The 9,018-nt window shown below is 69.4% G+C and carries 8 protein-coding genes; 5 read left to right on the top strand and 3 right to left on the bottom strand.

The window, feature by feature from the left end:
- From V7778_RS24605 to V7778_RS24590, 4 genes are all read left to right on the top strand, one after another.
- Positions 1-1,090 (top strand): formylglycine-generating enzyme family protein (locus V7778_RS24605; protein ID WP_335560209.1); only part of this gene is annotated, 1,090 nt, incomplete at its 5' end.
- A gap of 19 nt (positions 1,091-1,109) precedes the next feature.
- Positions 1,110-1,889, top strand: coding sequence for a hypothetical protein (locus tag V7778_RS24600; protein ID WP_335560207.1), 780 nt, complete (start codon positions 1,110-1,112; stop codon positions 1,887-1,889).
- Positions 1,890-1,976: 87 nt separating this feature from the next.
- A complete protein-coding gene (locus V7778_RS24595) occupies positions 1,977-2,867 on the top strand; it encodes a pirin family protein (RefSeq protein WP_335560206.1) in 891 nt (296 codons plus the stop codon).
- An 89-nt stretch (positions 2,868-2,956) separates the two neighbouring features.
- Positions 2,957-4,096 carry a S41 family peptidase gene (locus tag V7778_RS24590; protein WP_335560203.1) on the top strand — a complete coding sequence of 380 codons (1,140 nt, stop codon included), beginning with the start codon at positions 2,957-2,959 and terminating at the stop codon, positions 4,094-4,096.
- A gap of 224 nt (positions 4,097-4,320) precedes the next feature.
- On the opposite strand, the gene V7778_RS24585 is transcribed toward V7778_RS24590, so the two are convergent.
- From V7778_RS24585 to V7778_RS24575, 3 genes are all read right to left on the bottom strand, one after another.
- The gene (locus tag V7778_RS24585; protein ID WP_335560201.1) at positions 4,321-5,838 is read right to left on the bottom strand and encodes an FHA domain-containing protein; all 1,518 of its coding nucleotides are present in this window, start codon (positions 5,836-5,838) and stop codon (positions 4,321-4,323) included.
- 118 nt (positions 5,839-5,956) lie between these two features.
- Positions 5,957-6,934, bottom strand: a complete 978-nt coding sequence (locus V7778_RS24580; RefSeq protein WP_335560199.1) for a PP2C family protein-serine/threonine phosphatase — start codon at positions 6,932-6,934, stop codon at positions 5,957-5,959.
- A 62-nt stretch (positions 6,935-6,996) separates the two neighbouring features.
- Positions 6,997-8,301, bottom strand: a complete 1,305-nt coding sequence (locus tag V7778_RS24575; protein WP_335560198.1) for an MFS transporter — start codon at positions 8,299-8,301, stop codon at positions 6,997-6,999.
- Between the two features lie 59 nt (positions 8,302-8,360).
- On the opposite strand from V7778_RS24575, the gene V7778_RS24570 reads away from it, so the two are divergent.
- Entirely contained in the window at positions 8,361-8,828 is a 468-nt protein-coding gene (locus tag V7778_RS24570; RefSeq protein ID WP_335560196.1) for a GNAT family N-acetyltransferase, read from the top strand.
- Positions 8,829-9,018 lie beyond the last annotated feature (190 nt).

Genomic DNA, 9,018 nt, shown 5'->3' with positions numbered 1-9,018 from the left:
CCTCCAGCGCGAACAGCAGCGCCGCGAGCGCGCGGCCGCCGAGGAGGCGCGCGCGGCGCGCAAGGAAGCCCTGCGCCAGCAGTTGCTGGCCAAACGCGCCGAGGAGGCGGCCAAGGCCAGACTGGCCCAGGACGAGGCGGAACGCAAGGCCGCCCAGGCCAAGGCCGCGGCGGCCTACCTGATCGAACAGAAACGCGCGCGCGAAGAGCAGGCCGCGCGCACGGCCGCCGAATTGCAGGCGATGCTGCCGACGCCGGCCAGCCCGGTCGCGGACAGCCACGGCCTGCTGCGCGACGCTTTCCTGGACGGCGCCGGCGAAGGGCCGGCGCTGGTGCTGATCCCGACCGGACGCTTCCAGATGGGCTCTCCCGAGCACGAGCGCCGCATCGCGATGGCGGCCGGCGCCCAGAAGAACTGGCTGGCGCGCGAAACGCCCCAGCACTGGGTCGGCATCGAGAAGCCCTTCGCCATGGGCCGTCATCCGGTGACGGTGGGCGAGTGGCGCGCCTTCGTGCTGGCCACCGGATGGCAGCCGGGTGGCGAAGTCGACTGGGCCGCGCCCGGCTTCCCGCAGACCGACGAGCATCCGGTGGTGGGCGTGACCTGGTTCGACGCCCTGAAGTACGTGGCCTGGCTGAGCGAGGCGACCGGCAAGCGCTATCGCCTGCCGAGCGAAGCCGAATGGGAATACGCCTGCCGCGCCGGCACCCACACCGCCTTCCATGTGGGCGACACGATCTCCACCGAACAGGCCAACTTCGACGGCACCTTCACCTACAACGGCGGGCCGCGCGGCGAGTACCGGCGCGGCACCACCCCAGCCGGCATGTTCGCCCCCAATCCCTGGGGCCTGCACGACATGCATGGCAATGTCTGGGAATGGGTGCAGGACGTGGTGCACGAGAACTACGAGGGCGCCCCCGTCGACGGCAGCGCCTGGGAACTGGGCGGCGACCAGGCCCGGCGCATCCTGCGTGGCGGCTCCTGGCTCTATAATCCGCGCTACCTGCGTTCGGCGCTGCGCAACGGCTTCTCGGCCGCGCTGTCGAACGACATCGTCGGCTTGCGCGTGGTGCGCGAGCTGGTCTGACCATTCTCGAGGAGACACGATGCGCTTGACCGCGCTGGGGGCGCTCGCCTTCGCCTGCCACATCCAGACCGCCGCTGCTGCTGCCGCTGCGGCCACCGACACGATCGTGTTGTTCGACAGGGAGCGCGCCCGTCCGGTGCCGGTGGCGCTCTATTTCCCCGCATCGCCTTCCGCCTGCACGCCGGCGCGCCCCTGTCCGGTGGCGCTGCTGAGCCCAGGCTACGGCAACAGCCATCTCGAGTACGGCTTCCTTTCCGAGCGCCTGGCGCGCCTGGGCTACCTGGTGGCCGCCATCGGCCAGGAGGCGCCCGGCGACGCGAAATTCGATCCGCAGGGCGATATGGTGCGCCAGCGGGCCGAGATGGCGCGCCGCGGCGCCACGACGATCCGTTTCGTCCACGGCGAGCTGGCGCAGAAGCTGCGCGGCTACGATTGGCAGCGCGCGGTGCTGGCGGGGCATTCGATGGGTGGCGACAGCTCGGCCCTGCTGGCCTCGACCGACCCGGCCGGTATTGCGGCCGTGGTCACGCTGGACAACCGCCGCGCGGCGCTGCCCCGTTCGAGCGCGATCCGGGTGCTGTCGCTGCGCGCCGCGGATACCGGCGCCGATCCAGGCGTGCTGCCGGACGCCGAAGAACGCCGGCGCTACGGCGCCTGCATCCTCGACCTGGCGGACTCGCGCCATAACGATATGGTCGACGGTGGCCCGTCCGTGCTGAAGGATGCCATCGGCGGCGCGGTCGAGCGCTTCCTGCGCCTGGATGCGGCGGGACGGCCCGCGTTCGCCTGCGGCGAGTAAGAACAAAAGCCTGAGCCGAAGGCGGGAAGCCGGCGCCCCGGTTCTGGTGTAGAGTGAGGCATTGCCTTTTTCACCATGGGAACCGAGATGGCCATTGCACACCTGTTCAAATCGCACGACAAGGACCTGGGCGGCGGCTTCACCGTGCGCCGTATCCTGCCGGCGGCGGCGCGCCAGTCGGTCGGGCCTTTCCTGTTCTTCGACCACATGGGGCCGGTCGAGGCCCAGCCCGGTTCGCGCCACGACGTGCGCCCGCACCCGCACATCGGCCTGGCCACCGTGACCTACCTGTTCGAAGGCGCGATCATGCACCGCGACAGCCTGGGCACCGAGCAGCGCATCGAACCCGGTGCCATCAACTGGATGACAGCCGGCAGCGGGATCGTGCACTCCGAGCGCACGCCGGACGACCTGCTCGACAAGCCGCGCCGCACCCACGGCCTGCAGCTGTGGGCGGCGCTGCCGCGCGAGCACGAGGAAGCGCCGGCCGCCTTCAGCCACACGCCGGCCAGCGAGATTCCCGAGATCCGCTTCGAGGGCGGGCAGGCGAGGGTGCTGGTCGGCAGCGCCTTCGGCCAGACCTCGCCGGTGCCGACCTTCAGCCAGACCCTGTACCTGGACGTCCAGCTCGACCCGGGTGCGGAAATCGTCCTCGACAAGCTGCCCGAGGAGACCGCCTTCTACGCGCCCTTCGGCGCCATCGCCATCGACGGCGAGGACGTCGGGCACAACACCATGGCCATGGCCGAGCCGGGCAGGGCGGTGCGGGTGAGTACGCAGGACGGCGCGCGCTTCGTGGTGATCGGCGGCGCGCCGCTGGACGGGCGCCGCTTCATCTTCTGGAATTTCGTGTCGACCAGCCGCGACCGCATCGAACAGGCTGCGCGCGACTGGGAAGACCAGCGCTTCGTGCCGGTGCCCGGCGACGACGAGCGGATTCCGCTGCCGCAGTGGCCGCCGGCCTGGCGGCGCGACTGAGAGGCGATCAATTTTTGGGACGCTATTGAATTTTTGCAATCTTTCTCTACATGAGGTGAACGAGTGGGATAGCCCTCTCGCACAAGCGGATGGACCGCACCTCGAGGGGAACAATGAGAATAGTGCAAAGCTTCCTGGGCGCCTTCCTTGCCGCGGTGCTGGCGGCATCACCGGCTAATGCGCAAGCGCCCGAGCCGACGCAGCCGACGCAGCCAACTCAGCCAACGCAGCAGGCGGACATGCGGATGAACGCCGAGAGCCGGCGGCAGCTGATCGACAGCCTGGTCGAGGAGCTCAAGGACAGCTACGTCTTTCCGGACAGGGCAAGGCAGGCCGAGGCCGCGCTGCGCGCCCAGCAACAACGCGGCGCCTATGACGGCATCGGCAGCGCGCAACAGCTGTCGGAAGTCCTGACGCGGGAGCTCCAGGCCACCACGAAAGACCGGCACCTGCACGTCAGCTACAGCGCAGAGCCGCTGCCCCTCAGGAAACCGGCCAGTGCGCCATCGCGGGAAGCGATGGCCGGCAGGCTGGCGATGATGCGCTCGGAGAATTTCGGTGTCAGGAAGATCGAACACCTGCCGTTCAATATAGGCTACCTCGAACTGAACGGCGTCTTCTCGGCTGACGATGCGCGGGAGACGATCGCGGCCGCGATGGGGGTGCTGGCCCACACCGACGCCCTCATCATCGACCTGCGCGACAACCGCGGAGGCGACGCCGCCACCGTGAAGCTGCTGGCAGGCTACCTGTTCGACCGGCCGGTCCGCTTGAACGATTTCAGCTATCGCAGGGGCGAGCGTTTCGAGCAGCGCTGGAGCGCCGTGGTGGCGCCGGCACTGCGCTACGGCCAGAAAAAAGAGCTCGTCATCCTGACCAGCAAGGAGACCTTCTCGGCGGCGGAGGATTTCAGCTACGCACTCAAGAACCTCAAGCGCGCGAGCGTGGTGGGCGAGACCACCGGCGGCGGCGCGCATCCCGGCGACGACCGCCGACTGTCGCCCCATTTCAGCGTCTTCATGCCCCTGGGCCGTTCGATCAGTCCGATCACGAAGTCGAATTGGGAAGGCGTCGGCGTGACGCCCGATATCGGCGTCCCGGCGAAAGACGCATTAAGGACTGCTCAGCTGGCCATCCTGAAAAAGATGGCGGCGGCGGAGCAGGACGCCGGCCGGCTCGCCTACCTGAACACGCGCATGGCGGAGCTTGGCGCCCGGGCCGCACATTAAGCGTCGCGAAGGCGCGCGTTTTTTCCGCGACAGGAGTAAGCTGGAACAACCGACCGGATTTTCCTGCCGGTGTTTCCTTCTCCGTTGAAAGGATGCGCCATGAAAATTCCTGAACATCTCCAGGTTCCCGCCATTGTCTTCGCCTTGCAAGCCGCGCTGCTGGCTGGCGCCGCCCTGATCTTCCTGGTGCTGCGCCCATCCGGCGTGTAGTGCCGGGCCGCCGCTCAGGCGTGGTAGATGGGGGCCAGGACGCGGCTCCGGCGTTCGCCGGCGCCGCGGCGGTCGATGCGTGCGTCCGGATAGGCGCTGGCAGCGAAGCGCACCCGCTGGCCCAGTCCGCCAAGACGCGCGCCCTCCGTTGCGGGAGCGAGCGGTGTGTCCTTGCCGCTCGCGCGGTCGCGTAGCCAGAAACCGCCGTCGCGGTGGAACAGCAGCGGCAGGGCGCTCGCGCGCGGCTGGCAGGCGCCCGGGGAGGCGCTTGGGTCCAGCTCCGGCGCCATCAGGTAAAAGCATTCCGCTTGCGCGCCGCCGTCCAGCCGGTGCAGGACGAGGGCATGCGCCATCACCGCCGTCACTTCCAGGCTCACGATGCCCTTGATGCTGGCCGTCAGTTCGATGCGCATGCCGGCGCGCAGGGCCACCGGTGTGTGCTTGCCGGGCCAGACGCCGTCGACCAGCAGGCCATAGCGCGATACGTCCTCGATTTCCCAGCCCAGGCGGCCGCGCCGGACCACGGCATGGCGGCCCGAGATGCGGCGCGTGAGGCCGCCATGGTCTTCACCTTGCGCGCCGTAATGCGCCAGCAACAGATCGGCTTCCGGCTCCATGGACTCGAAGCGCCCCAGCACGCATTCGTCGAGCGCGAACACGCGTACGTGGCGCTGGGTGGCCGAGTCGGCTTCCGCATGGACCAGGCAGGCGCTGTCGGCGGCGCAGGGATGCGGCGTGGCGCCGGCCGGCAGGTCGATCTCGATCAGGTCCTCGTCCCAGGCGATGGTGGAAAAGCCGAGGTCGATCTTGCCGGTCTGGGCCTCCAGGTTGACCTGGGCGATCGAGGCGTTGCGGGCCGTTACGTCGATGTCGACCCGTCCGCCGCCGGGCGCATTGACGCGGGCGATGCCGGCGTCGTCGGCCATCACGCGCACGTTCTTGTGGGTCGCGAGGAAAGCCTGGTGGATCTCGCCCAGGCTGGCGTCCTGGCGCGGCACCAGGATCACCGGCGAGCAGGTCCAGGTGCGGCCCGCCTCGGGCGATTGGGGATGGTGGCTGTGCAGCTCGACCTCGATGCGGTATTGGCCATGCTCCAGGCCGCGCGAGGAGAACTCGAGGAACAGCGGGCGCCAGTCGCCGCGCGAGGTGCGCTGGAAGGCATAGCGTTCGCCGCCGTGCAGGCGCAGGCTCGAGCGCACCAGCATCCGCACTTCGGGCGCGCAATCCATCGGCATGCCGCGCAGCTCCAGGCGGATGGCCTGGCGGCCGCCGGCGGCGCGCGGGTCGAAGCCGCTGATGTGCAGTTGCGGGCGCTGCAGCACGGGCGCCGCGCGTTCCCCGGCCACCGGCACGGCCGCGCTGCGGCTGCGCAGGGCGGAGATGGCGTCGAAGCTGGACGGCAGGGCGGCTGGTGCCGGCGCAGGAGACGGGTCGCTGTCCGCCGGCTGCGCATGCCCGTGCGCGCACACGCCATCGCCGGGAAGGACCCAGACGGTGCAGTGCGGATGCTCGGGATTGCGGCAGCGGTTCATTGATGAGCTGGGCGTGGCAGGATGGATCGGTCAGTCGGCAATATTGCTAGCTTACGCTGTTTTGGCGGGCTGTGGCGCGACGACTAAGTTGATTATTAACATTATTTTCTCTAAGTAACTACCTGTCCGCTCGCGGCAGCGCGGTCTCGTCGGTATGGCGCAGCAGCGCTTGCGGCAGCGGCTGCAGAACCAGGGCAGTCAGGTTGTCCGGCAGCAGTCCGGGCGGCGGATCGTGCTCGATGGCGCCGAACAGCCGCTCCACGATGCCGGCGGCGTCTGGACAGCCCGCGAACAGGCGCTGCCAGCCGCCGACAAACAGGTCGGGCTGCGCGCACGACCAGAAACCGTCGGTGGCCAGCAGGTAGGCGCAGTCCGGGCGCAGGGCGAGGGCGCGGCGGTCGGGCATCGCGGACAGCCAGGACGGCAGCCGCTCGGGCGTGAGCGGATACAGGGTGTCGGACAACCTGGCCGGGTCTGCGAAGGCGTTGCCGAGAATGAAAGCCTGGGCGATCTGGGGAGCATGCCGGCCATGCACCTGGCGCCACCAGCCCGCTTCGTCCAGCCTGCCGGCCATGGCCGCCGCCGTCGCCGGGACGTGGTCGACCGTCAGCGGATGTGCGCCCCCGGGCGCCAGTTCGTACAGGCGCGAATCGCCCACGTGGTACAGCAAGGCCAGGCCGCTGGGCGGGAGTTCGAGCAGGGTCAGCGTCGTCCCGGGACGGGGCAGGCCATCGTCCACGAGGAAACCGTGCTGCAGTTCGCCATGCAGGCTGTCGAGCCGGAAACCCAGTTCGTCGGCGCTCGTGCAGGGCGGGACGGCGAGCAGGGCGGCGGCGACGGCTTCGGCCGCCTCGCGCCCATGGCCATGGCCGCCCATGCCGTCCAGCACCGCGACCCGTGCATGGCCCCGCGGCCAGCCGGCCACGGTGGCCCGGCGCGCTTCCCCGCCATGCAGGTGGCAGGCCTGGCCGGCGCCATCGATGACGACGAAATTATCCTGGTTCTCGGGACGGGCGGCAGGGCCGTAGCCCGTGTGGCTGGCGACCGCGGCGTCGAAGCGCGGACCGAGGTGGAAGGCAAGAATGGATGGCGGCATCGGCAAGGTAGATGGACTGACCTTGCTACTTTACTACGGCGCGCCTGATTTCAAAGCGCCGATTAGATGGGGTGTTTGCGGCTGCCCGTGGCCAGCACCAGGGCATTGATCACCACGCAGGCGCCGGCCGCCGCCAGGGCCACCCGCACGCCCCAGGCGTCGGCGACCTGGCCCCAGAACAGGCTGCCCGCCACATAGCCGCAGGACATCACGAACAGGTAGATCGACAGGGTGCGCGCCCGCACCTCGGCCGGGAAGGACAGCTGGGCAGCGGCGTTGAGGGTCGAGACGGTAGCCGACCAGGCCATGCCGCCGCACACGATCAGGGGCATCAGGACCATGGGTGAGCGGATGAAGGGCATGGCCAGCAGCATGGCGCCATAGACCAGCAGGGCGCCGGCCAGCACGCCGGTCTTGTCGACCCGTGCCCGCACCTGCGGCAGGAAGAAGGCGGCGATGACCGCCCCGCCGCCCAGGCAGCCCATCAGGGTGCCGTAGACGCCGGAATTCATGCGCAGCACGTCGCGCACGAAGACCGGCAGCAGGCTGGCGAAGGCGATGGTGGCGAAGAATACCGAGCACACGTTGCGCAGGATGCGGCGGTAGCGTGCGCAGCCAATGGCGCAGCGCAGGCCGTGGCGGAAGCGCTCCCGGAAATCCTCGCGCACCGCCGCTTGCTGGGCGCGCTCGCGCCACCACAGCCAGTAGACGGCCAGCAGGCCGGCGAAGGACATGGCGTTGGCCAGGAACAGGGCGCCCGGCCCGATCCAGCCGAACAGCAATCCGCCCAGGGCCGGGCCGATCACGGCCGACAGATTGTAGGAAAGGTTGTTGAGGGTGGCGGCCGCCTCGACCTCGTCGGGCTCGACCAGGCTCGAGAGGGCCGCCTGCCAGGCCGGCCAGATGAAGGCGGTGCCGATGCCGAGGCAGAAGGTGATCGCCAGCACCGGCCCGCTGGCGATCTGGCCCGTCCAGACCAGCAGCGCCATGGCGCCCGCGCAGCAGGCCATGTAGAGGTTGCAGAAGAACAGGAACTTGGGGCGGTGCACGGCGTCGGCGACCACGCCGGCGAACAGGGCGAACAGGAGAATCGGTACGTAGGTGGCGGTCTGGACCAGCGAGGTGATCGCGGCCGACTTCGACAGCGAGGCCACCAGCCAGGCCGAGGCGAAGGTCTGGATCCAGGTGCCCATGTTGGACACCAGGTTGGCCAGCCAGATGCTGCGGTAGCGCGTGTGGCGCAGCGGACGGGTCAGGGGCACCTTGCGGCGCGGCGGGGCGGCGGTCTGCGGGGAGCTCAGGCTGGCATGGGACATGATCCGGCCAGTGTAGACGTGCTCGGCGGCACGGGTCAATGAAATTGCCATGCGGCAACTCAATTATGTGGTATGTTGGCGCTTCCAGCGCATGCTGACCAAAAGAGATCATGGAAATCCGACCGCTAGTCACCGCCGACATCCCAGCCGTTTCCGCGCTGCTGCGCGAACTGGCCAAGGAGTACATCGTCCACGAATCGCCTCCGGAAGGCGCGTCGACCTTCCTCGCGGAGAACGACGAGATGGGCGTGCGTGGTTTCCTGGCGCGCGGCCATGTCTACCACGTGGCGGTGGTCGAGGGCCAGCTGGCCGGCTTCGTCGCCGTGCGCGACCGCAGCCACCTGTTCCATTTGTTCGTCGGCAAGCGCTGGCACCGGCGCGGCATCGCCCGCCGCCTGTGGGAAGCGGCGCGCGACGCGGCCCTCGCAGAGGGTGGCGACGGCGCCTTCACGGTCAATTCCTCCAACTACGCGGTGCCGGTGTACGAGGCCTTCGGCTTCGCGCGGGTGGGGCCGACCCAGTGCGCCAAGGGGCTGTACTTCAACCCGATGCGTTATCCGGCGGCGGACGAGTCCTAGACCGCCGGTCTCAAAAGTCCATCCCCCGGCCGCTCGCACTCCTAGCGACGTTCGTCGGCGCGGCGCAGCCACAGGCTGCTGGCCCAGCCTTGCCGGGACACCCCGTCGATCTCCGCGCTCACCTGCCACCAGTCGCCTTCGCGGCGGCCGCTTGCGACCACCCGGCTGCCGGCCGGCACGACGGCCAGGC

It is taken from the genome of Massilia sp. DD77, from assembly GCF_036961685.1.
Taxonomy (GTDB): Bacteria; Pseudomonadota; Gammaproteobacteria; order Burkholderiales; family Burkholderiaceae_D; genus Telluria.
The sequence above is the reverse complement of the archived record's forward strand: the minus strand, read 5'-3'. Positions and strand labels throughout refer to the sequence as shown.

Bases quoted from the DNA above. Each gene is read 5' to 3' on its own strand.
- V7778_RS24575 (WP_335560198.1), bottom strand. From the start codon at position 8,301: ATGGCAATTTCATTGACCCGTGCCGCCGAGCACGTCTACACTGGCCGG.
- V7778_RS24570 (WP_335560196.1), top strand. From the start codon at position 8,361: ATGGAAATCCGACCGCTAGTCACCGCCGACATCCCAGCCGTTTCCGCG.
- V7778_RS24595 (WP_335560206.1), top strand. From the start codon at position 1,977: ATGGCCATTGCACACCTGTTCAAATCGCACGACAAGGACCTGGGCGGC.
- V7778_RS24600 (WP_335560207.1), top strand. From the start codon at position 1,110: ATGCGCTTGACCGCGCTGGGGGCGCTCGCCTTCGCCTGCCACATCCAG.
- V7778_RS24580 (WP_335560199.1), bottom strand. From the start codon at position 6,934: ATGCCGCCATCCATTCTTGCCTTCCACCTCGGTCCGCGCTTCGACGCC.
- V7778_RS24590 (WP_335560203.1), top strand. From the start codon at position 2,957: ATGGACCGCACCTCGAGGGGAACAATGAGAATAGTGCAAAGCTTCCTG.
- V7778_RS24585 (WP_335560201.1), bottom strand. From the start codon at position 5,838: ATGAACCGCTGCCGCAATCCCGAGCATCCGCACTGCACCGTCTGGGTC.